At 52.9% G+C, this 22473-nt stretch carries 21 protein-coding genes and 5 pseudogenes; 15 read left to right on the forward strand and 11 right to left on the reverse strand.

What is annotated here, in order from left to right; genetic code table 11:
- Positions 1 to 559: 559 nt before the first annotated feature.
- The 4 genes and pseudogenes from QFX16_RS14405 to QFX16_RS14420 all read left to right on the forward strand — a co-directional run.
- Positions 560 to 781, forward strand: a pseudogene (locus tag QFX16_RS14405) (transposase domain-containing protein); the annotation flags it as partial.
- A gap of 186 nt (positions 782 to 967) precedes the next feature.
- Positions 968 to 1540, forward strand: coding sequence for a TetR/AcrR family transcriptional regulator (locus QFX16_RS14410; RefSeq protein ID WP_283184446.1), 573 nt, complete (start codon positions 968 to 970; stop codon positions 1538 to 1540).
- A complete protein-coding gene (locus QFX16_RS14415) occupies positions 1537 to 2514 on the forward strand; it encodes a DMT family transporter (RefSeq protein WP_283184447.1) in 978 nt (325 codons plus the stop codon). Before QFX16_RS14410 ends, QFX16_RS14415 begins: the two co-directional genes overlap by 4 nt.
- Before the next feature lie 103 nt (positions 2515 to 2617).
- Positions 2618 to 2971, forward strand: a pseudogene (locus QFX16_RS14420) (IS3 family transposase); the annotation flags it as partial.
- Between the two features lie 103 nt (positions 2972 to 3074).
- Here QFX16_RS14420 and QFX16_RS14425 read toward each other — a convergent pair.
- On the reverse strand, positions 3075 to 3878 hold the full coding sequence (locus tag QFX16_RS14425) for a CHAD domain-containing protein (RefSeq protein ID WP_283184448.1): 804 nt from the start codon (positions 3876 to 3878) through the stop codon (positions 3075 to 3077).
- Positions 3879 to 4226: 348 nt separating this feature from the next.
- On the opposite strand from QFX16_RS14425, the gene QFX16_RS14430 reads away from it, so the two are divergent.
- From QFX16_RS14430 to QFX16_RS14440, 3 genes are all read left to right on the forward strand, one after another.
- Complete coding sequence (locus tag QFX16_RS14430) at positions 4227 to 4439, forward strand: YuaX family protein (protein WP_283184449.1); 213 nt, start codon at positions 4227 to 4229, stop codon at positions 4437 to 4439.
- A 138-nt stretch (positions 4440 to 4577) separates the two neighbouring features.
- Entirely contained in the window at positions 4578 to 4823 is a 246-nt protein-coding gene (locus tag QFX16_RS14435; RefSeq protein ID WP_283184450.1) for a hypothetical protein, read from the forward strand.
- Between the two features lie 223 nt (positions 4824 to 5046).
- Positions 5047 to 5256, forward strand: a complete 210-nt coding sequence (locus QFX16_RS14440) for a hypothetical protein (protein ID WP_283184451.1) — start codon at positions 5047 to 5049, stop codon at positions 5254 to 5256.
- 139 nt (positions 5257 to 5395) lie between these two features.
- Here QFX16_RS14440 and QFX16_RS14445 read toward each other — a convergent pair whose 3' ends face one another.
- Positions 5396 to 5704 (reverse strand): hypothetical protein, encoded by a 309-nt coding sequence (locus QFX16_RS14445; RefSeq protein ID WP_283184452.1) that lies wholly within the window; start codon positions 5702 to 5704, stop codon positions 5396 to 5398.
- A gap of 422 nt (positions 5705 to 6126) precedes the next feature.
- Here QFX16_RS14445 and QFX16_RS14450 point away from each other — a divergent pair, with 422 nt between their 5' ends.
- Positions 6127 to 7059 (forward strand): diguanylate cyclase, encoded by a 933-nt coding sequence (locus QFX16_RS14450; RefSeq protein WP_283184453.1) that lies wholly within the window; start codon positions 6127 to 6129, stop codon positions 7057 to 7059.
- Positions 7060 to 7302: 243 nt separating this feature from the next.
- On the opposite strand, the gene QFX16_RS14455 is transcribed toward QFX16_RS14450, so the two are convergent.
- On the reverse strand, positions 7303 to 7872 hold the full coding sequence (locus QFX16_RS14455; RefSeq protein WP_283184454.1) for a DJ-1/PfpI family protein: 570 nt from the start codon (positions 7870 to 7872) through the stop codon (positions 7303 to 7305).
- Between the two features lie 398 nt (positions 7873 to 8270).
- Between QFX16_RS14455 and QFX16_RS14460 the strand changes: the two are divergent.
- A pseudogene (locus QFX16_RS14460) lies at positions 8271 to 9566 on the forward strand (NRAMP family divalent metal transporter).
- A gap of 539 nt (positions 9567 to 10105) precedes the next feature.
- On the opposite strand, the gene QFX16_RS14465 reads toward QFX16_RS14460, so the two are convergent.
- From QFX16_RS14465 to QFX16_RS14490, 6 genes are all read right to left on the reverse strand, one after another.
- Positions 10106 to 11140 carry a sensor histidine kinase gene (locus QFX16_RS14465; RefSeq protein ID WP_283184456.1) on the reverse strand — a complete coding sequence of 345 codons (1035 nt, stop codon included), beginning with the start codon at positions 11138 to 11140 and terminating at the stop codon, positions 10106 to 10108.
- A 9-nt stretch (positions 11141 to 11149) separates the two neighbouring features.
- Positions 11150 to 12625 (reverse strand): ATPase domain-containing protein, encoded by a 1476-nt coding sequence (locus tag QFX16_RS14470; RefSeq protein ID WP_283184457.1) that lies wholly within the window; start codon positions 12623 to 12625, stop codon positions 11150 to 11152.
- On the reverse strand, positions 12622 to 13056 hold the full coding sequence (locus QFX16_RS14475) for a hypothetical protein (protein ID WP_283184458.1): 435 nt from the start codon (positions 13054 to 13056) through the stop codon (positions 12622 to 12624). The genes QFX16_RS14470 and QFX16_RS14475 overlap by 4 nt, the downstream gene beginning before the upstream one ends.
- A 100-nt stretch (positions 13057 to 13156) precedes the next feature.
- Positions 13157 to 13693: a hypothetical protein gene (locus QFX16_RS14480; protein WP_283184567.1), complete on the reverse strand. Its 537-nt coding sequence runs from the start codon at positions 13691 to 13693 to the stop codon at positions 13157 to 13159.
- Positions 13694 to 13823: 130 nt separating this feature from the next.
- Positions 13824 to 14066, reverse strand: coding sequence for a hypothetical protein (locus QFX16_RS14485; RefSeq protein WP_283184459.1), 243 nt, complete (start codon positions 14064 to 14066; stop codon positions 13824 to 13826).
- Between the two features lie 469 nt (positions 14067 to 14535).
- On the reverse strand, positions 14536 to 14871 hold the full coding sequence (locus tag QFX16_RS14490) for a sensor histidine kinase (RefSeq protein WP_283184460.1): 336 nt from the start codon (positions 14869 to 14871) through the stop codon (positions 14536 to 14538).
- Positions 14872 to 14953: 82 nt separating this feature from the next.
- On the opposite strand from QFX16_RS14490, the pseudogene QFX16_RS29730 reads away from it, so the two are divergent.
- The 5 genes and pseudogenes from QFX16_RS29730 to QFX16_RS14510 form a co-directional block, all read left to right on the forward strand.
- A pseudogene (locus QFX16_RS29730) lies at positions 14954 to 15073 on the forward strand (methyl-accepting chemotaxis protein); the annotation flags it as partial.
- 274 nt (positions 15074 to 15347) lie between these two features.
- A complete protein-coding gene (locus tag QFX16_RS14495) occupies positions 15348 to 16031 on the forward strand; it encodes a methylamine utilization protein (protein WP_439900120.1) in 684 nt (227 codons plus the stop codon).
- Positions 16015 to 18372, forward strand: coding sequence for a putative bifunctional diguanylate cyclase/phosphodiesterase (locus QFX16_RS14500; protein WP_283184461.1), 2358 nt, complete (start codon positions 16015 to 16017; stop codon positions 18370 to 18372). The genes QFX16_RS14495 and QFX16_RS14500 overlap by 17 nt, the downstream gene beginning before the upstream one ends.
- Before the next feature lie 5 nt (positions 18373 to 18377).
- Complete coding sequence (locus QFX16_RS14505; RefSeq protein ID WP_283184462.1) at positions 18378 to 19241, forward strand: DUF3034 family protein; 864 nt, start codon at positions 18378 to 18380, stop codon at positions 19239 to 19241.
- Complete coding sequence (locus tag QFX16_RS14510; RefSeq protein ID WP_439900121.1) at positions 19241 to 19660, forward strand: group I truncated hemoglobin; 420 nt, start codon at positions 19241 to 19243, stop codon at positions 19658 to 19660. Before QFX16_RS14505 ends, QFX16_RS14510 begins: the two co-directional genes overlap by 1 nt.
- A gap of 96 nt (positions 19661 to 19756) precedes the next feature.
- Here the strand turns inward: QFX16_RS14510 and QFX16_RS14515 are convergent.
- Positions 19757 to 20274, reverse strand: a pseudogene (locus tag QFX16_RS14515) (SulP family inorganic anion transporter); the annotation flags it as partial.
- 163 nt (positions 20275 to 20437) lie between these two features.
- On the opposite strand from QFX16_RS14515, the gene QFX16_RS14520 reads away from it, so the two are divergent.
- Positions 20438 to 20668, forward strand: coding sequence for a hypothetical protein (locus tag QFX16_RS14520; protein WP_283184463.1), 231 nt, complete (start codon positions 20438 to 20440; stop codon positions 20666 to 20668).
- 225 nt (positions 20669 to 20893) lie between these two features.
- Here QFX16_RS14520 and QFX16_RS14525 read toward each other — a convergent pair whose 3' ends face one another.
- Entirely contained in the window at positions 20894 to 22453 is a 1560-nt protein-coding gene (locus QFX16_RS14525; RefSeq protein WP_283184570.1) for a sensor domain-containing diguanylate cyclase, read from the reverse strand.
- Between the last annotated feature and the right edge of the window lie 20 nt (positions 22454 to 22473).

Consider the following 22473-nt stretch of genomic DNA (forward strand, 5'->3'; position numbering starts at 1 on the left):
GATGCATGACGACGATGCGCATGAACTGCGAGAAATGGCTGATGCGTGTTGGCGCCGACGCAGATTGATCCAGTTGCCGAGATGTCACTGACCCAGTCTGTCCCAAGCGAACCATTGCCTTTGCTGAATGTGTGCAGATTTGGAGTTGGGTTAGTCTTGCGTCAGCACTTGGGTCAATTCGGCGTCGGCGTCAACACCCCGCATGCCACCAATTGGGATGAGTATTTCGAGTTCCGTTGCGGCAAGAAAATGCTCAAATTGGTACGGGGGGCGCGAAGCTATACCGGATCTGGCGGCAGCAAGATTGCTTGTGCTCGGTCTGCCGGTTACCAAAGATACGCCGTGGCATAGTCGGCGTATCATAAAGCTGGCTCAATGCGGAACGGTCGCGGCAGTCAATCTTGATATCTATCACCTGCGTTGCCCCAGAGATCAGCAGTTCGCCAACCTTAAATAGGTTTCGCATGGTGCCTGATAGTGCCTTTGTAGCTTGAGCCGTGTGCAGGGAAACTCGCATGCGCGGTTCTTAGGGCGCGCGGGCAACCGCGTCTGACTCCCCGACAATCAAATTCGACCATGAGCATTTCTGCGTTCTAACTGGCTGTTCGCGGGCTCGTTATGCAGCGGAAAATGTGCAGCGGCGCTCATGAGCCTTATCCAGTCGGCGCAACTTAATGGACATGATCTGTATGCCGATCTGAAGATTGTTCTCACTCGCCTACCGACGCAGCGCGCGAGTGAAATTACCGAGCTGCTGCCGCATAAATGGGCGTACGTTTAACCACGCGGGTGCAGGGGGCGTTAGCTAGCGTAACGAACGTCCTGATTGGCCAACTCCTACGATTTACTGCCGCGTTAGCATGCTGCGGCCTGTGTCGTAGCGGCCATGATTCAGGTCGTATTTGGATGCACCCCAATCTTACCGGTCAGTATAGTCAACTCCGTCCCGATGCCGGAGTGCCTTAAATTGGACAATACCCGTGAGCGCTTGATTGACTCAGCGCTGAAGCTGTTTCTGTCACAAGGTATATACATTACTGGTGTGATGGCCATCGCCGCGACGGCGGGCGTTACCAAGATGACGCTCTACAGCCATTTCCCCTCCAAGGATGCGCTGATAGTGGCTTGCCTTGAGGAGCGTGACCGACGCTGGCGTGAAGAGGTAGCGCGCACCTTGGTAGGGCATCCTGACCCGGTCATGGGCATGCTCGCGTTTTTCGATTTGTATCAACGCTTTCTTTTGCAAGATAGCGGGCGCGGGTGCCTGTTCGTCAACAGTGCGGCTGAATTCCCCCAGTTTAGCCACCCTGTACATTTGGCGGTGAGCAGGCATAAGCAAGGGATACGCGAAAATCTTACTGCATTGGCCATGAGCGCCGGTATAAGCGACCCTGACGTAGTTGCTGAGGGGCTGTTTATCTTGCTGGAGGGCAGTTTTGTCAGCGGCGCCATGGGCCAGGACGTGCGGGTATTCGACACCGCCCGCCACGTAGCTCATTGCTGGATCCGGAAGCAGGGCCAGCAGGAGCAGAGCGTATGACCCTAGGTTTAATAGCGGCCATTGCCGCCACTTTTTCATGGTCGCTGCTCTACATCTTTCCGGGTTTAGTCGGCGATTACAGCCTTTTTGATCTGGCTGTGGTGAGCTATGCCTTTGCCGGTTTAGGTAGCCTGCTCGTGCTGTTTGTGTACCGTAGCGAAGTGCGGCAATTGCGACTGAGCGACTGGGCCTGTGCCGCACTGCTGGGCTTCTTAGGATACATCGGCTACTTCTTCCTGATCACCACTGCGGTCTTGGCAGCTGGGCCGGTGATCCCTCCGGTAATGATGGGGTCAGTCCCGGTCGTGCTCGCGATTGCCGGCAACATGCGAAGCTCCAGCGTGCCCTGGCGCGCCATTGCCGGGCCGCTGATGGTAGCGGCTTTGGGCATAAGCTTGGTCAACCTGAGCGTGTTTGATTTTAGCAGCGCAACGGCGATGCTCCCGACCGATTCGATACTGCTTGGGCTCCTCGCATCGTTAATGGCAATTGGATTTTGGACTGGTTTTGGATTGTTAAATGAAAGTGCTTTGGCTCAACGCCCAAGCATATCTCCCATGTTGTGGTCAGCCATGCTGATCTTCATGTGCAGCGTCGAAATGCTGGCCTTCATCCCAGTTGGGCTGTACTTGAAACTGTCCCACTTCGCTAGCCATCCGAGCGGGTTAGCAGGTACTCAGGCGCTAATAATCTGTGGGTTAATTCAGGGGTTAGGGGCCACCCTTGCAGGTGCCTGGGCATGGTCTATCGCAACTCGACGCCTACCTCTGGCTCTGAGCGGGCAATTGATCGCCAGCGAAACCCTTTACGCGACTGCGATGGGCCTGCTCATCAACCAACGCTGGCCCTCTCCTATGGAAGCGCTTGGGACAGGGTTGCTTTTCGTAGGGGTGGTGTGGGCTATTCACGCCTTTTATCGCAGGCAGACACGCTTCGAGACGCATGGTGGGATAACTGACCTTAGCCAAAACTAATGCGACTGTGCCGGTATGGGTATTTCAGGTGTCCGCTTTGGATTGATTTCGCATCATTGCCCTACGTGCTGGGGTCGAGAAGGTGTGTTGGGCGGACGGTTACTTATTGATGGCGGTTTGGAGGCGAAAGCCGAAACAGGAGGTGATGGTTCACTCCGACCAAGGCAGCCAGCACAGCAGCTCCGATTGGCGCAGTTTTTTGAAAGCGAACAATTTGGTTGCCAGCATGAGTCGCCGAGGCAACTGTCATGACAACGCCGTAGCCGAGAGCTTTTTTCAGCTTCTAAAACGGGAACGTATCAAGCGAAAAATCTATACCGCGCGGCAAGATGCTCGTAGCGACGTGTTCGATTACATCGAGATGTTCTACAACGCAAAACGCCGCCATGGTTTCAACAAACAGCTGTCATCAGTAGAGTTTGAAAAGCGTTACGCAATGAGCTTGCAAGGTGTCTAGAAAATCCGGGGCGATTCAGTCTTAAGGTGCAGGCATCGATGGAAAAAAACCAACATCGATTTGTAACTTTCTGCCCGTAATACTCAGGCCATTCAAAACGCGCTCATTCTTTCGCTGCCACTTTAGGCGGCTTTTTTTTGCCCGAAGATTTTGGCAGCCGTGTTGCCAAGTCTTTCAACTGGATCTCAGCTTTTTCGAGTGCAGTGGCTGCGCAGCGCTGCCAAAAGTTTTCCAGCGGGAGTAGGTCAGATTCGATCAGTGCCTTTTGGCACCACTGATAATGGTCATGCGAGGCACCCAAAGCCGATTGCAGGGCTTTGAGAGAACTCGCCGCTTTACCCGAAAGCGGTGACAGTTTGGGAAAAGCCTCCGTCAGGTAGCGAGTCCGCTTGACCAGGATTCTCAACTCATGCCGATCAGATCCAGCGTCATCTACCGCCGCATGCAATCGGTCGATCTGCTTTTTCAGTGCTTTTTCAATTTGAGGCTGGACGTGCTTTAAACCGCCGATAACTTCAACTGAGCGAAAGGTGGAGGGCCACTCATCCAACTGAATGAACAGGTTCTTGAGGGCCGGGCTTTTTAGAATCTTGGAGTAGTCAGACGCCAAGCGCGCTTTTCGGAACTGCGCCAGAACAGGAAAGCCCCTTTCCTCCAACTCCTGAACCATCACCTCCAGATCGCGAGCCGGCGTGGTGAGCCTCCCCACCTCCGCCGCAGCACTGTTCAGCGCCACGACTTCGTTCATAGAACGCATTGGTCGGAGTAGGCTCCGGATGCGCCTCACAGCGATTCTGAGGTCATGCAAAGCCTCGCTATCAGTCCTCGCTTCCAATCGAGCACGGGAGTGATACAGGGCAACCTGAAGAGCCAGTATCTCAGCAACGAACTTGTCGACGAAGGACATGCAGTCATCTCTTTGAAACTCTATGGACACGAGCTTAGCAGAAGCGTAGATCGCCAAATATTGACCTTGCTTGAGAGTTGATACGCGCCATCGGCGACCAGGCATCTGCACGTTGCTCCCTGCGATGCCTGCAAGGACGCTCCCCCACTGCAATGACTGCTCACTGTAGCCTACAATATTGTTTCAGTTTTAAGTCGGCGAGTGATCGGTCTCTTCCACTCCATGACTTCATCAATTTCAAGATCACCTGTTTCAAAAGGTATCGTGACGTAATCGCACCCAGGGATGTTGCTATGCATTCAACGCTAGACGTAGTTCGTGCTCAAATGCAGGAGGCAGAGCGGGTATTTGAAGCAGCTCGATGTGGAGCTGGAGACGATCAGCTTTGATCCATTTATCCCTTCAAGCGTCGACGCGGCCATTGAGAGGGTTGCTGCAGTCATAAATACGCTTCTGGTGAGTTTTAAAGCCAATCCGATACTCGGCCCGCTGGCCGACCAATTGAAATCTCAATATCTCGACGCGATTCAACACCAGGTTGTTGCGGATCAAGGAGGGTGAAATGGCGGAGTCCCAGCATTGTCGGAAGGCCTGCTTCACTTTAAAGAATTGCCATAAATCTGATATCGCCCAGCTGCCTTATTTCTGTCATACAACCCCCGTAGCTTTCGCTCGCCAACACGCTAGAAGGTGACCGTTATGAATGCAGAGTGCCGGGTAAAAATTCGACGTTTAGCTGCAAACGCAGACGCACGAAAGAGAATGATTGGCGCGCTCTGGAGAAGCCAAATGCTGGCGGTGCAAACGGCGGAATACAAAATCGCGCTTCTGCAACGATATCCTGTTGGACTGATAGACGACGCTGAAATTGAAGCATTGCTGACAAGCTGGCCCCATCATCGTAACAACCTGCACCCACAAACCTATTCAGCAACAGCGACTTGATTACGTCCCCGCGCCTTGGCCCGATGCAGTGCTCTATCGGCATTGTTCATCAAGCTGTGCAGGCCTTCATCCCCGGTAAGCGTGTAGCACAAAGGGCCCTCGAAGGGCCCTTTGTTTGTACTCAAACCAAAATCACTTGGTCAGCCAGGACTCGATCGTGTCGGAGCCGCGCCCGGCATCCCAAACCTTTTGCTACGCTGACCTCTTTCATGGAGGAATCGCGATGACAAACTCAGACCTGCTCCCTTCCCTGCTATTCAAGATCAATCAAAACCAACTCGCCCTTGAGGCCGCCATCATGGAACTGACACTCTGGGTCGAGCAGCGCGGCTCGGGTGAGGTTGGAGGCAACGTGCGCGGTGCGCTGGACACGATCAGAACCAATGAAGAGTTCATCAACATGACGCTCGCTGTGTTGATGGCACCGGAGTGATCCTTCCAATACGTAGAAGAACCCTGTTGAGTAGCTGGATTTGTGCCTTGGTAGACGCGGGCCATACGCACTTTGATTCGCTGCGACCATTAAAAGCGAATACGCGCTAGGGGCATCCATATCGCTCAGACAAACCAATTCACGGCACCAGTAGCGCCTCGTGGATCTCAATAGATGGAATGGCCACTTCCTTGCGTTTGCTGGCAATCCAAATCCTCGTTTTACTCACATCGAAAATCTGCCCCTGCTCCATCAGCGTCAACACGAGCGCATCTGAAACTCGATAGCGACCACAGGCCGGACAATCTCTCTCCTCCCACGGGCCATGACACTGAATGCGTTCAGCGACACCTGCACAAATAAGACAGCTCATGGGATCACCATTGCTTTTTTTATAGTCTGTACCCGATCCATCGTTATTCCAGCCGCTGCCCATCTGATAACTCACCGCGCGTCCAAATTACCAGGCGCTCCTAGTCATGCATTGATATTCATTGGAGACAGCAAGCCTCAATCAAGGCACATCAGTGACCACTGCGCGATCGATTGCCGCTCTTAGTGATAGGCAGTAATCAGCCAAAACCGCCTGCCATCAAACGGTCGCGCGAAACGCTAATGCCCATTTACGAATTCGGTACGGGCGCGTCATCCCCCCAAGCTGCGTCATTTCTGAGTCTTTTGATGCCGCGCAACGATCATCTTTCGACGAGGCATCTTCGACCGCAATCAATTGCCTCTGCTATCGAAAGCATAGAAAAAACGACCTTTATTATTTCCAGCTACTACACTTTAAAAATATGAGGATTGTGAAATCTCGGCCTACACCTTCGACAACAAACCTTATTCTCTGCTCCAACAAGCGAGCTCTATATGAATCTTGAAATACTTAAACAGGCCGTCATGGACTCAAGAGATGGAATTACTATCTCCGATAACAGCATGCACGACAACCCATTGATTTTTGTAAATCCTGCTTTTGAGCGCATGACCGGCTACTCATCCGAAGAAATCACCAATATCAACTGTCGATATCTACAGAACAACGACCGAGAGCAACCCGAACTGGACATAATCCATAGTGCAATTGAAAAAGGAGAGTATTGCCTTGTGACCTTGCGAAACTATCGCAAAGACGGAACGATGTTTTGGAACGAGCTAAGCATTTCGCCAATTCATGACAAGAATGGGATCGTTACTAATTTCATTGGAATTCAAAAAGACGTAACACCTAGAGTGATAATACAGCAGCAGTTACGTGAAAAAAACCAGTCTCTTGAGGAAATGAAAATACACTTCGAGCAACTATCAATCAAAGATGGGCTAACAGGCATTTACAATCGTCGATTTTTTGATACGCAATTGGAAATCCAGTGGAAAATCGCATGCCGCAATGGGGAGTCCTTGACTCTTGCCATGATCGACGTTGATCACTTCAAGGCATTTAATGACATCTATGGGCACCAAGCGGGCGATGAAGCATTAAGACGAGTTGCTGACAGTTTGAACAGATCATTCCAGCGAGGCTCTGACTTTGCAGCAAGGTATGGCGGCGAAGAATTTGTAGTCCTGTCCAACGGCATGACGCAAGACCAGGCCGCACTATACACAAACACATTATGCCAGCGAGTGCGCAGTTTACGAATACCGCACTCCGCTTCCAGCACAGGATATCTAACCATAAGCATTGGCTTTGCAGTTCATACATTTGCCACGCCGAATCCATTTGGCATGCTCTTGGCACAGGCCGATAAAGCTCTATACAAAGCTAAGGGGCTGGGTCGAAATCAATCCCTTAGTCTCTAAATTCCGTACGAAAATTTCGAAACATGGCCGTCATGTCGGTAGCCTATCTGTCAATACCCAGTTGAAGGTGAAAAGGTAGTCTCTGTCATGAGTATTTAACCCCTAAACATCAAGAAGCCACCATCAGGCAGCTATACGAATGACTTTATTGGGTCGGTTCCTGCCAGGCGTAACAGCTGGAAATCGGCCATGAGCGGGCACTCGAACACATCACCTGATCGGCTGTTTTGTAGGACGAAGCGGTCACCCATGTTCCGCTGCCAACATAGACCTGAACTGAGAAATGATCTCTGAAGATAGCCCGGCAGCTTCAAACACTGCGCAGGTGAAGCTAACGGGTGCAGGGCCTGGAGCAGTTATGATGCGGTCTGCAACCACAGCTACTGAACTGCTTCGATAAAGCGCGCGGCCTTCATAACCTATGGCATTGTGTTGTAAGAAGTCAGCGCTGTTCGAGGTATGAGGAACCGTGTCGAGAAGCCCGGCCCTCGCAAGTGCCAGCGTTCCCCCACAGATACCGGCAATTGTCGCTCCACTTGAACGACTAGCATGAAGAAAGTCTCGAATATCCGGTGCTTCTGCACATTCCCAGACCATTCCTCCAATGACGACAACAACGTCCGGTTTCCAGTCGAGACATTGTTGCAAACTGCTATCGACAGTTACAGCCAATCCACCCTGCGAGCGGAACTGCCCCGTAGCAGAGGCGAAAAACCTGACGTCGATCCCGTAAAACGGGGACGCTGTTCCAGCAATGAAAGCATATTCCCAGTCCGCAAAACCGGGTGTCAGTATCAAACCCACGCGTGCCATCAGTCAGAATTCTCCATGAATGCCAATAACATATGGCGACAACAAACAGACATCAAGGGCTGCTTCGGGTCATCATGGTCATACCTTTGTTCAAGGTCATCCATTTGATCCGCCTGATCATGATGTAGCGACAAAAAGCCATTGTGGCACCCTGCCACCAAGGCGAACAATCGAATTGTACGCGCGAGAGCCCGCAAAACTTCTACGAATCGTTCTTGCCTCAAGGTCACATCCGAAGGACTTCCAATGATCTAGTTCGGATCTGGTGATCGGCAGCCTTTGCCCAGAGCGGCCATTCCCCTTGGGCAATACGCCTTCCTGAATTCTGCCACGGAACTCCCGTTGAAGAGCCTCAGTCAAAACTTGGTGTGGCATCCGATGCCCCCGAGAAATCAAAAATGAATAAGAAAGAGCTCATAGGCAAGCCTCCGGCTGTTCCCCATCGTTCGTGGATAAAAAAACTAGGGCCCGGTCTTATCACAGGTGCAGCGGATGATGATCCAAGCGGTATAGCAACCTACTCGCAAGCAGGCGCGCAATTTGGCTTTAATACACTATGGACATAGTTTTTCACTTTTCCCCTGATGGTCGGTATTCAGATCATCAGCGCAAAAATAGGCCGAGTCAGCGGGCACGGGCTCGCTACCAACATCCGCAGACATTACCCTTGGCCTTTTTTATATGGCATCGTCGCCCTATTGATGTTTGCCAATACCATCAATATTGCAGCGGACATCGCAGCGATGGGGGCGGCGTTGAAGCTGTTGATTGGCGGATCGTCTCAATTCTACGCAGTCGGCTTTGGTCTGGTTTCTCTGCTTCTGCAAGTGTTCATTCCGTATAAGCGCTATGTGCGGGTACTCAAGTGGCTGACACTCGTGTTGCTGGCTTATGTGGGTATTATGTTTGCCGTGCAGATTCCATGGGGGCAGGTCGTTCGTCAGACTGTGTGGCCTCACATATCCTGGAAGCCGGAGTATATAACCATGGTGGTTGCCATCTTTGGCACAACCATCAGCCCCTATCTCTTTTTCTGGCAAGCCTCACAGGAAGTCGAAGACATGGAAGCCGACCCCAAGGTCAAGACACTTCTTGATGCACCAAACCAGGCGCGAGCCAACTTTACTCGCATCAAAATTGACACAATGGTGGGGATGGGAATTTCGAACGTCATTGCGTTTTTTATTATGTTGACCACCGCTGGCACGCTAAATATGCATGGCACCACAGACATTCAATCGTCCGCACAGGCAGCCAATGCTTTACGACCGATTGCGGGGGAGTTTGCATTTTGGTTATTCAGCGCAGGCATCATCGGAACCGGTATGTTAGCGGTTCCCGTGCTCGCAGGCTCTGCTGCTTACGCAGTAGCCGGTACCTTTAGATGGAGAAATAGCTTGGCGGCCAAGCCAGAAACAAACAAAGCGTTTTATAGCATTATCACGGCGGCAACATTATTGGGTGTATTGATCTGCTTTGCTCCGATCGACCCCATCAAAGCATTGTTTTTGAGTGCAGTCGTCAATGGCGTGATTGCGGTACCTGTCATGTTCATCATGATGTTGATGGCATCGCACAAAGAAATAATGGGCGCTTTCGTCATTCACCCTGGGCTGAGGGTATTGGGCTGGAGCTGCACCATAGCAATGGCTTTTGTCGTGATCGGTATGCTCTGGGGCATGTTTTCAGCGTAGAAGCTTTTTCTGAGATTTAGTCAGGTCTCTCATTCATAGCCAGTGGGTGGTTCCTCAGGAGAATCGTGACTTGGGCCGTCATCCACAGCATTCAAGGCTTGGCCTGGCTGGTCGCACGACCGCTCTCATTTCGCTCAGTGACCCAGAGGTGATTTCTCCGACTTAAAGGAAATGAGAGTTCAGTAGCGAAGACTCACTGAGATGAGAACTCCAAGCTGCACACGCATCCGAATGTTGGGTTACAGCCGCACACCACCTTTCACCGGAAAGCTCGCGAGTTGCGACCAACATCATCATTTGGTTAATAGCTGCATCTAGATCTAAAAGCAGCTCATGAGATTTAAATCTAAAGTCGTCCGCTGCGTTCATGTCAGATCCTGTGCTCAGCGGGTCTGACTCGATGTTACGAGTTGCAGTACCCGCCAAGAATCTTGATTGCGGTTTTTAATGGATCAGTCCGAGCGATGGACGGCAATAATCTTGTCTGGTGGGAGCTGACCTATGCCCCTGGACTTAGATCAATCACTGTCCACGCCTTTTTACCCGTTTGAATGGATCACCATCGGTAACGTGACCACGAACTCGCTCCCCTTGCCATCACCCTCGCTCGTGCCGGCAACCTCGCCGCCGTGCGCCTCGACCAGTTCGCGGACTACTGTCAGTCCGATGCCCAAGCCTGACCCATTGAAGCCGACAGCGTGCACGTCCTGAACATAGGGGTCGAAAATAAACGGCAGTGCTTTAGCGGAAATACCAATGCCATTGTCGGAAATGGTTATCTTCAAAACGTCGGACGCTACCGTTACAGACAGTTTGATCCTACCGTGGGTCGGGGTGTATTTGGCCGCATTCGCCAGAAGATTGTGGAGAATCTGCGCGAGGCGCCCCGGGTCACCATTGACCATCAAGATGCCATTGGGAAGATGGACGTTGAAATGCTGCTCTTGTGCGCTCATCAAAGGGCGGCACGCATCAATGGCTTCACGCAGAACTTGAATTATGTCGACATCGCGGCGATCAATTCGCAACTTGCCAGTGCTGGCACGGGAGACATCCAGCAGATCATCGACCAGCCGCGACATGTGCTGCACCTGGCCTTCGATCAGCGCCTGCATGCGCGGCAGCTCCTCACTGGGCACGCGCACCAGACGCCCGGCGATCATGCTGATGGGCGTCAGCGGGTTGCGAAGTTCATGGGCCACTGTCGCCAGTATGCTTTTTTGCTGACTCAGTGCGCGCTCGGCTACAGCCTGAAGGTCTTGCGCGCTGAGGGCCGCGATCACCAATTGCGCGTTGGCTTCACGCATCTCCAGGAACAGCCGTTGTTCTTCCTGTGTGCGTTTTGGTTTTTCTGCATCCGACTGCGCCAGCAAAATCGCCAGCACCAACTGCTGATTGGCCTCGATCAGTTGCTCGACCTGCTGGCTATCGACCAGCCGGCTGCTGGTGTCGCTCAACTCTTTTTGAAGAGCTGCCAGCACGGCGCGTGCTTCAACGGTTTTCTGGCCAAGCAGGAAGAGTTCGTGAGCGGCATTAGCGATCTCACGCTCATTCGTGCCATCGACATTACTCATGAGTCGGGCTCAAGCATTTTTATCTCCTGGATGTGATACACCTGAAATCCGCTTTGTGGGTCGGCCTCCGAGCAGACCTTCTTGTTCATGAAGCATTTCGCCAATCTGCAAGCCGTTTTCATCGACGCGGTACAAGCGCAGCTCATCGGAGTGGGCACTGGCCCGCATCTTGACCACGGCCATGATGCGCAGTAAGCGGCTTTCTACTTCAATATAGCGTTGGACAATGATCGCGTCGGTGAGAAATGCCGTGCCGTAAGGGCTGAAACGCAAGTCGGTGTAGCGGTCTTCCAGCTCGGAGGTCATCAGCACACTGACCCCGGCACCGGTCAGCGCGGTGACCATGCGCGACAGCGATTCACGGAAGTCTTCGCGGAAAGTCGGCGCCAGCGCCAGTTCGAAGCCCGACAGCGAGTCGATCACTAAACGAGTGGCTTTCAGGCGAGAGATCTCGGCCAACAGCAATTGGACGATTTCGTCGATGGACAAGTCCGGTGCACGACTGTCCACCAAGCCGACCTGACCGCTTTGGATCAACTGAATGAGGGCGGCATTTTGAAAATGATTGGGCCGTTGTTCGAACACCGCGATCACACCGGTTTCGCCGTTGCGTGCGCCTTCTGCGAGGAACGTCGCTGCCAGGATGCTTTTGCCCGACCCCGACGGCCCGGCCACTAGCAATGAATAACCACGGGGCAGGCCGCCACCCAGCATCTCGTCGAGCTGTGGCACGCCCATTTTCAAGCGCTTGATGGGGATCTCCAGCGGCGCTTCAACCGGGTTGAGTGGCGCGGGTGCAAACACCTTGATCCCCGACGTCGCAATGCGGAAGGTGTGCAAGCCCGGTAACGTGGGCTGGCCGCGCATCTTCATGATTTCAAGCTTGCGTACCATGGAATTGCGCTGCACGCTCTGACGCAGCCAGATCAAGCCATCGGCCACGGTGAAAATCGGGTTGGTGTCGGTTTCGGTAAAGTATTCGCCAATCAGGAAGGTCGTCGCCTGCCAGGTGGTCATCAACATGCCCAGTTGCTGAACGAATTGCGGCAGGTTGTTGTTGGGGTTGTCCTGGGTCTGGCTGGCCAGCACCACCGAACGGAACGAGTCGACGAACACCAGCGCCGGGGAGTACGCCTCCACCTCGCTGACGATGCGCCGCAGCACTTCGTCCAGATTCCCGGCCAGGGTGTCGTCGGTCAGGTTGATATAGCGGATCGACTGGTTGATCGCTTCGCTGTCGAAAAAGTCGAATTGCTGCTGATAACGCAACATCTTCAGCGGCGGCTCGCCCAGTACGGTAAAGAACAGCGCCGGGCGCTCGGGCGTCGCCAGGGCAAACATCATCTGGTGCGCCAGGGTAGTTTTGCCGCAACCCGGCGGGCCGGCGATCAGGTTGAACGAAAACTCCGGCAATCCTCCGCCCAGCACCTCGTCCAGTCCTGGCACGCCGGTGGCCAGGCGGTTGATAGTCACTTTGGTGCTCATGGCGAATTTTCCTGCGAAGGGGTGTCGCTCAAAGAAGGTTCCCACACGTCACGAAGCAACCGTGCGGTGAGCGAGGGCCCGATCAACGTGGTCAGCAGCTCGTCGAAGCTGGTCAGCATCACTTCACCGAAAAACAACGCATCGGCTTCGCTTTGTTCGACGAGTACGGACTTGAGGGCAGTCAGATCCAGCTCGGCCTGCACGCGGTCATAGGTGCCGGCCAGACGCGGATGAACGGAAGAGCACAGCTGGAGGCTGCGGCGGTAAAGCGCGGCAACCCCTTGCTGGCCAATGATGGGCGTGAGGGCTGCGTCCATATCCTGCAAGGTTGAAATAATTGCGTGGGCGATCTTTGCAAGATCAGCAATGTCACCGACCCGGCGCGCCAGAGAAGCTACGATCTGGCGGCCCCCTTCGCTTTCCCTGGACATGGCTCACTAATTTTTGATGGGCACCTATCGATGGTACACCCTATAACCTGTGATCGAGTTTTCATTTGGGCGCAGAGCTGATGATGTCCGAATATCTCTCTCAAGCACCTAGTTTGGTGATTTGAATACAAACCGACCAAATGCCAAGCAATACCCAGAACGTCGCAAAGATCCAAGGTGTGCGCACCGAAAACAGCAACGCCTTTCGATACCCCTTTTGCGTGGACTCTCTCTCACAAAATAAAGGCGATTCGTCATACGCCAACCCCATTAAAGGCTCGCTATGCAATAGCTCACTCTGCTTGAAATGCCAATGGCCGATAATGTCGTATGCCGCACGAATACCGGGCCAAGCATTCAACGAACTTAGCACTCCAAGCAACGTAAGAAACGGTGGTACTACCAGCGTGAACAACTTGCCCCATTCGGGGTTGAGATTGCCCATAGAAGAGGCAAATGCGATGACCAAAAAAGACTGAGATGCCAGAAAGGCGTCAGTACGATTAGCCAAGATGCTGGTTTCGTACTGAATCTCTCTTCGGTAAAAATCCAAGCGTTCCTTTGGCGACCCGAACATCCTGACATTGTGCTCGTTTAGTGCGGTGTCACTTATCTGGGAAGTCAAAATTCTCGGCACGGTGGGTTCATCCTCATCAAACATGTGAAGCCGGCTTTCCACCCATCCCAATCCGCGAATTGAACTGGATATCTCCCACGTCAGCGTTGGTCATTCACTAACGACGGCCGAAGGGTATTTATTCCTGATTTCATCTTTGCGTTGAGCGCTCCGCCATCATCCGCGCCCCGACCTCACGCTCAGCAACCTGCACCAGCCCATGGTCATGGTCATGGTCATGGTCAGCCGCTGCAAGCGGAATCACCACCTCATCAACACGCTTCACCTTGACGTTGATCCGCCAGACTTCCTGGCCTTCAATGTCCTCCCAGCAGGTCACGTAATTCCAGGGCCGAAAGCCTTCGCGCTCGTCATAAGTACCCTGCTTGGTCACTCGCTGCAATGATGGCCGTATGCTCTTCACAGAAAAGGAAAAAGGTGTGGTTCATCAGTTGACCGAAGGCCGCAACGATCGGTTCTTGGCCCGTCGCGCCCATTTATTAGATCACTCATCTACGCAACCATCCGAATCATCGCACCACTTTGACCTTGTGCGCCTAATGCATAGCATAAAGGGATAACTTCTTGAACACTTGCTCCAGAAAAGCTTAACTCTAGTATTTTAATCTCGACCACCAGGTTGCTGGTATTTTTCAGACTTGTTTTAGTTCTTGATATCAGCGCAATCGCTACCAGAGTATTAGAATGGGTATGTATACTAGGCTATAAAGTCTAAGCAGTTTGGCGACCCTAAGTTCCCTTTTTAGAACTTCCCCTCGTGCCCCCCCCCAGCTAACACCTACTGTAGCGTAATCGATCTGTACCATCCCTGTCCGGCGCAAGAGCGTCGGAGGCTGACATTACTATTTCTCTACAGGCACTTTTACGAGGAATGTGGTTCCGCGCTTTCTGTTGGAGGTCACTTCTATCGTCCCCGAGTGTGCTGCCACGATTTCGGAAGCTATGTACAGACCTAAGCCAAGGCCAGTGCTAGGGCCTAGATCAAGAGATGCATGCTGAGAGAAACGCCCCATGGGGTTGAAGATGAAGGGCAAAATGTCCTCCTGGACAGGTTCTCCGTAATTCTGGACGATGAAAATGACGCTGCTGTCTTTTACCTCTAGTGAACCCCTGATCGGAAACTGCAAATCGCCATGCTGCACAGCATTGCCGAGCAGATTGGAAAATTCTTGCTCCATGCGGGCGCCATCGAATTCACCGCGAGCCGATTCTCCCACTTTGAAAGTGACATCCGCGTTTGGGTGAGCAGTGCACACGCGCATCCATAGCTCAACGGTGCAATCGGCAACTGGCTCTCGTGAAGTTGCAACGGCCAGCCAAGAGCTAGCGAAGCTAGCTGATCGCCTTACCCAGAAGGTCGCATTTTTTAGGGTGGCTTAAACGCTATCAAATCCCCATACCAGCACACTTCCCTGATCCTATCGCGGTATGCGGCTAGAGAAGACCAGTGGTGGGTGGTTTCAAATGCACAGCTATTCAGGTTTTTCCTGTGTGGTCGATACGCTGTACGGAGCAAGCATTTTTGGTGCTACCTATTGATAACATGTCGAATGGAATTTAATGATGGCAATTGGCTTCAGTCGGCCAATTATCGGCACCTACTTATCTCACCGGCAAGGACTGCCCACCACAATCGCTTTTGCTTGGAATCGGTATGGCCAGGATTCGCTCGCTTCTTTCGCTAGTTACAGCTTTGATGTGTGCTGATGGTTGGGCTGGTATAGCCAAGCTTGAGGTCGAAATAAACGAGCAAAACGGCAAGCCGCTGTCCGACGCGGTGCTCACTCTTCAAGGGCCAGTTGGCCAGCCCTCAGTTCTTCGAAACGCCGATATGGATCAGCGTTCTCAACAGTTCGCCCCGCATGTGCTGGCGGTGCACACCGGTACGCCTATCAAGTTCCCTAACAGCGACAATATCCGCCATCAGGTCTACTCGTTCTCGCCGGCAAAACGCTTCGAGCTACGTCTTTACGAAGGCACACCGTCCGACCCAGTCCTGTTCGACAAGCCCGGGGTTGTGGTGCTTGGATGCAACATCCATGACTGGATGCTTGGCTACGTTTACGTCACTGATGACCCCCGCTTTGGCGTTACTGACGCTCAAGGAAAATTGACGCTTGATAACCTTCCCGTCGGGGTTTACCAGGTCACCCTCTGGCATCCGCAACTGATAGACATGCAACCCCTCAGTGCAGGTTCTATAAAAGTACCTCTCAACGGTCTCAAGCAGACCTTTAACCTCACGCTGGAGCCTTTGTCTACGAACGCTCCGACCGCACCTGCACCGAGTACCTTCGGCGACGCGTTCAAGCGAGCTGCCCGTGAAACTGCGCAATAGTTTTCAGGCTCAAGTCACCGCAGTTTTGATCCTGCTTTTGCTGGTGGTGATTGGCTCACTTTATTTCAGCGTAAAGGTTGCGACCAACTCAGCGGTGCGTAGCCAGGCCAACACTCAATTGGACGTCGGTACGCGAGTCTTCGAACGCCTGCTTGAGGTGCGAGGGCGACGCTTGGCCGACGGAGTGCAATTACTCGCAGCCGACTTCGGTTTTCGCGATGCGGTGGCCAGCAGAGATTCTGCAACCATACGTTCGGTGCTGTTCAATCATGGCAAGCGCATCAACGCCAGTGACATGATTCTGCTCAGCATGGATGGCAAAGTCCTCGCTAGCACTCTGGACGATGTGGCGGATGGCTCGCAGTTTCGTTTCGACCAAGCTCTGCGCGAAGCCCAGCGCATTCAACAAACTATGTTGATCGTGCCATTGCAGGGTAAGCCCCACTTGCTTGTTGAAGCGACAGTGCTCGCGCCTCTACCGATTGCCAGGGTGGTGATGGGCTTCAGCATGGACGGTGCATTTGCCCGGGAGTTGCGCTCCCTTACCAATCTTGAAGTGTCGTTTCTGGCAGTGGATAAGCAACAGCCGGGGCCACTCGTCAGTACCCAACCTGACGTTCTTGGCCCAAGTATCACAGGGCTGATGCTTAGTACGTCTAAGCGCGACGCAGTCCAGCTGACGGAGCACTTGGAGCATAACTTCCTGAGCCAGTCTTTGGTGTTGGCTGGCGGCGGGGATGGATATGACGGTCAGGTGATAGCCTTATTGCAAAGCCCACTCGATGCTGCCACGCGAGCGTTTGCTCCCCTTGATGAAAAAATCCTTGGCATTGCCTTGGTAGCCTTGCTCGCCTCATTAGCGGGGGCTTTGCTATTGGCCCGAGGTGTGTCGCAACCCGTTAGATCTTTGGCATTAGCAGCGGAGCGAATCGGCCAAGGCGATTATCAAACCCCCGTAATACTACGGAGAAGTGACGAATTCGGATTGCTGGCCAAAGCAGTCAACTCTATGCAGCGCGGCATCGCAGAGCGTGAACAGCAACTGGCTCACAACGCCCTGCATGACCCCCTTACTGGCTTGCCCAACCGCGCTTTAGCAGTAGAGCGATTAGGCAGCGCGATTGCCGCAAAACGACCGATGGCGTTGATCGTATTGGGCATTCAAAACCTGAGGTCTATCAACGAAACAGCCGACCCCGAAACGGTTGATCAGTTGCTCCGCCAAACCGGTCAGCGCCTGCAAGAATCGCTGCATCCCGGTGATACGTTAGCGCATCTGATCGCCGACGAGTTTCTGCTCTTGCTTGATGGCTTCGACAGTGATGCGGCAGTCGCAGTAGCTGACCAGATTCAGCAGTTACTGCTTAAGCCCCAGCATATCAACGGTCACGACTTGGCTCTGGATTGCAGACTCGGTATATCGGCATTCCCCGCTGATGGGCAAAGCGCACAGACGCTACTGGAACGCGCCTCCATTGCCATGAAAGACGCCGCGCAGTTGCCCGGCCATTTACAAATTTATCAACACGGGCGTGACTTGGCCCACCGTCGACAGATCACTCTGATTCGTGACCTGCGCCACGCTGCCAGCAAAGGCGAGCTTCTACTGCATTACCAGCCGAAGCTGGATATCCGTAAAGGTCACGTCCGCCAAGCCGAAGCCTTACTGCGCTGGCAGCACCCGCAACTTGGTATGGTTTCGCCTGCTGAGTTTATTCCTTTGGCAGAACGTACTGGAAGCATCCAATTGCTTACCAATTGGGTAATCAACGAGGGGATGCGCCAACTCTCGGAGTGGAATCAGCGGGGGCTGCGCTTGCAGCTTTCGCTAAACATTTCCGCCGATGACTTGCTTAGCGATGAACTGGCCGCTCGGGTCTTGGCACTATTACGAAACTACCGCCTGCCGGCAGAGCAATTGATATTCGAAATCACTGAAAGCGCAGTCATGCGGGAGCCGGAGCGTGCACTAAAAGTCCTGAATCAACTGCGTGATTGCGGCATTAGCTTGTCGGTAGATGACTTCGGTACTGGGTACTCGTCCTTGGCTCACCTCAAGCGACTCCCTGTACAGGAGTTGAAAATCGATCAGTCCTTCGTCCGTGACCTGGATGAAACAAGTGAGGACGCAGTGATCGTCCGCTCGACCATCGAAATGAGCCATAACCTTGGTCTTAAGGTAGTTGCCGAAGGCGTCGAGTACGCACATAGCCTGCGCTTACTCGAACGCTGGCACTGCGATACGGCGCAGGATTATCTAATCAGTCGGCCACTTACTGCCGCAGCATTTGAAACCTGGGTGGCCTTGCCTCTCAGTTTTCATGCGTCCATGGCTCATTGATCGCCATGACCTATCGTTTCTCTTTGCTGATCGGCTGTCTCATCGGCCTCACCCTCCAAACCTCCCCCGCTGATAATGGACGCCTGATTGCCACAGGTGGTGCCAGTAGCTTGGAGGGTGCAGCAGGCGGAGGTATTACACCGTGGGCAATCCTTACTGGCTACGGCGAAAAGAACGAGTGGGGCGCGACCGCGTTCGCCACTACAGTCAATTTGCCGGACTATCGGCTGGATGTTGCTGGGTTAGCTTTGGCCTATGACAACCGTGTCGAGCTGTCTTTCGCCCGGCAGCGTTTTGATCTGGGGTCTTTGGTTAGCAAACTGGATCTACCCGAAGACACCCTGGGCCAAGACATTTTCGGGGTGAAGCTGCGTTTGTTTGGTGACGTGATCTACGACGATCTCCCGCAAGTGTCCATAGGGTTGGAGTACAAGCATCAGCGCGACTTTCTGATCCCTAGCCTGGTTGGTGCTCAGCGTTACAGCGACACAGAGGGATATCTAGCCGCCAGTCGCTTGTTCATAGGCGCCGCATTTGGCTACAACCTACTGGTCAATGGCAGCCTGCGCTACAGCCGCGCCAATGAAACCGGGTTGCTGGGTTTTGGTGGTGACCGTCGTGACACTCGCAGTGTGCTGAAGGAGGGGTCGATTGCCGTGCTGTTCAACCCGCACTGGGCGCTGGGCGTCGAGTACCGGGAGAAACCGAACAACCTGTCGTTCGCTGGGGAAAGCGATTGGGCGGATCTGTTTTTAGGATATTTCCCCAATAAACATTTGTCGGTGGTGCTGGCCTATGCACGCCTGGGGGAGATCGCAACTCTAGATAACCAAAACGGCACATATCTGTCCGTGCAGGAAAGTTTCTGATGCGATTGTTGCCACTGTTTCTCGTTTTGCTATTGAGTGCTTGTGCGCAAAAAGCTCCCAAGGATGACAGCCTTTATCAAGCCCTTGGCGCACGCCTGGGCATCACTCGAATTGTTGAGGGCATGCTGCTAAACATTGCTCGGGACGAGCGAATAGTTGAACGGTTTCGCAAGATTGATATCCAGCGGCTGCGGGACAAACTGATTGAGCAATTTTGTGTTGAGGCGGGCGGGCCTTGTACCTATACCGGTGACAGCATGGCCGAGAGTCACAAGGGGCAAAATGTCAGCCGCAGTGACTTCAATGCGCTGGTCGAAGACTTAATTGCAGCGATGGATGATCAGGAGATCGCGGTGCCGGTGCAGAATCGTTTGATTGCGCAACTGGCCCCGATGCGCGGGGAAGTAATTGAAAAGTGAGTTGGGGATTCGCTTAGAGTTCTGCTAATCGTAGGGGGACGTGATCGAGCGATGCCATCGCACGTCGGTGGGTCAGTTTTCAATCAGCGCCGACTTTGTGGGCAAATGAAAGCGAGGAAGCGCCTGGAGCAGGTGCCATAGCCGCTCATGAAAGTGTTCACCGCTAATTTTCGGCAAGCCGAAGAAATCGCTCCGCTGCCCCACCCAGATGATCACACCAATACCGGCAGTGAATCCGGCGATCACCGGGTCGGGAATGAACTTGATGAGTGCACCAAGCCGGGTGACGCCGAGCAACAACAGGATCGCGTCTGCCATCATCGTTGCTATCTGCAGGCCATCAACGCCGTACTTAGCAGTTACACCGGCCAGAATAACAATGAATACCCCTGTCGGGCCGGCGATCTGAAGGTGGCTCCCCCCGAAGAGAGAAACCAACAGACCGCCCATAATGGCGGTGTAAATCCCTTGCTCGGGCTTGACGCCTGATGCGATGGCAAACACCATGGCCAAGGGCAGCACCACGACACCGACGATACCCCTGAGACGAGATTCCGAAGCCAGTGCTCGGGCGCTAACAGACCAGCTTTCCATGCTTCTCGTATCGTAATCATGACTAGCCTCTCCCCTTTGGCATGTGCACATTATTTACATGCAGTGATAATATTAATGCAATTGAACCACCTTATTCACGGCGCCAGATACGCTGAAAAACCAGCGCTTAAGGATTCCTAATCATGCTCGTAGACAAAAACGAGTCCGCACTCGGAGAGCCGCATGAAACGCGAAGATGTCAAAACAAAACACGGTGAAGGCATGCACTTAGACACGCACGTGATCGTCAACCCGGCCAACACAAACGAGTGGATCATTCTGTTCAAAAAAGAGGAGGGAAGAAGTTACTTCCTAGTCAATGACAACGAAGAAATCGAGTCATTTGTACACTTGGATGACGTGATCCATGAGCTTCGGAGCATTGGTATCAAATCGGCCGAAGTTCACTTCTGATTGGCCCACTTCTAGAGTTTGATCATGTCAATCAAGATAGAACAACTGTCTGGTCACAGCAAAGAGCTTTGGCCTGTTTGTTTAAGTAACTATCGCGATGGGTCTGCTAATTAGGAGGCAACTGGGTATCTTCACTTTAGCTAGTCTCGTAATCGCGCTTTGCGTTGAACGGCCTAGACTACGCAACAAGCGGTGTTAAGAAATGACCCCGTAATTATAAGCTTCTCAAGCTTCTGGGGATTCATTCAGCGCGACTCCTTTGCGTCCCAGTTGTTTAACGCCGTACATAGCCTGATCCGCCGCTTTCAGCAAAGAGCCCAGACTTTGGCCATGATCAGGGCACAGAGAGACCCCGATACTACACGACAGTGATAGCTCTCCTGCGCTTGTCGCCACTGTCTGCGCGATGGCTTCCAGCACCCTCTCAGCGTTCAGTTCAGCACTCTCGGGATTGATAAGATCCGTGACCAGAATCACGAATTCATCTCCACCGTAGCGTGCGACGGTGTCACACGAACGAGTGACCTGAAGCATGCGATTTGCGACTGCTTTGAGAACTTGATCACCGACCTCATGGCCATGCTGATCGTTAATTTCCTTGAAATAATCCAGATCGATCAACAGAACGGCAAACGGAACCCCGCTCACTTTCCAGTTTGAGAGGGCCTGATCAAAACGATCGGCGAAGAAATAGCGATTAGGCAATTGGGTTAAAACATCATGGGTGGCGAGATAGGCCGAGCGTTCGTGCTCGACCTCTGCTCTTTCGATCGCTTTGAAATGTCGAATCAACACCACCGGCATTAGTACGAATGCCCCTGCGAGAACCGCAAGGATTATCAATGTTTCCGCAGTCAGCACATCTCCTAAACGTAACTGACGCTCAAACAACAAGGTCATAGGTTGTGACGCACTGCTGATATCCACTCGGTCAGCCAGACGCGGTAAGAAGAAACGATCCAGGAAACCGGCCTGCTCGGTCTCTGTAGAAAATACGTTGCTTTCAGGCCCTGCATCAGTTTTCAGGACAGCACTGATATGAACCAAGGGATCTACATTCGCATAATTCACGGCATCCTGTAGCGAGCCCGTCTTGATCAATAGCAAAGACACCATCGTGCTACCAAAAAAGTTGGGGCGGGTTTTCTCTCGCGCTTGTTCCGGACGACTGACTGACTGCATCAGAATATAAGCATTGCCACCCTCATACATCGAGAAAACAGGCGAGACGACAGGCTTCTGATTATCGCGGGTTCGAGCCAGCGCATAGGAGAGATAGGCGACGGTTTCTAGCCTGACGCCATAGATCGAACTGGACTCAGGGAGTAACGGGTACATGAACAACACAGGCCAGGTCTCGCTGAGATAGACCTGATGTTGGGCAGGTTGCTGAGTGAGGCTCGAAAAATCTTTGAGTTCAAAGTCTGGTCGCCAAGTACGGCGCAACAGATCTTCAAAAGCAGCCTGTTCGGTGATGGGTACCGCCCTCGCCGCCTCAAGCATGTAAATATGAGGGTAAGCTGATAAAACGACTGCCGCATACCGGGCCGCCGCATCCGTATCGCTCTGATCGACGGCCTGGAGAAATGCCGAGAAACCCGCCAACACAGCCTCATTAGTATCAAGCTGATTGCGCACGATGCCGGAAATATTCTGCACGTATTCCGAGAAACGCTTTTCTCTTCGTTGGGTCTCAGACTTCAACAGTAACTGGGCCGAAAAGCCAACCAATCCGACAGCGAGGATAATGAACCCCACTAGGGAGCTGCGCCGTTTAGTAAGCATCACTTTAACTTTCCAACGCG

It is taken from the genome of Pseudomonas svalbardensis (assembly GCF_030053115.1).
GTDB lineage: Bacteria > Pseudomonadota > Gammaproteobacteria > Pseudomonadales > Pseudomonadaceae > Aquipseudomonas > Aquipseudomonas svalbardensis.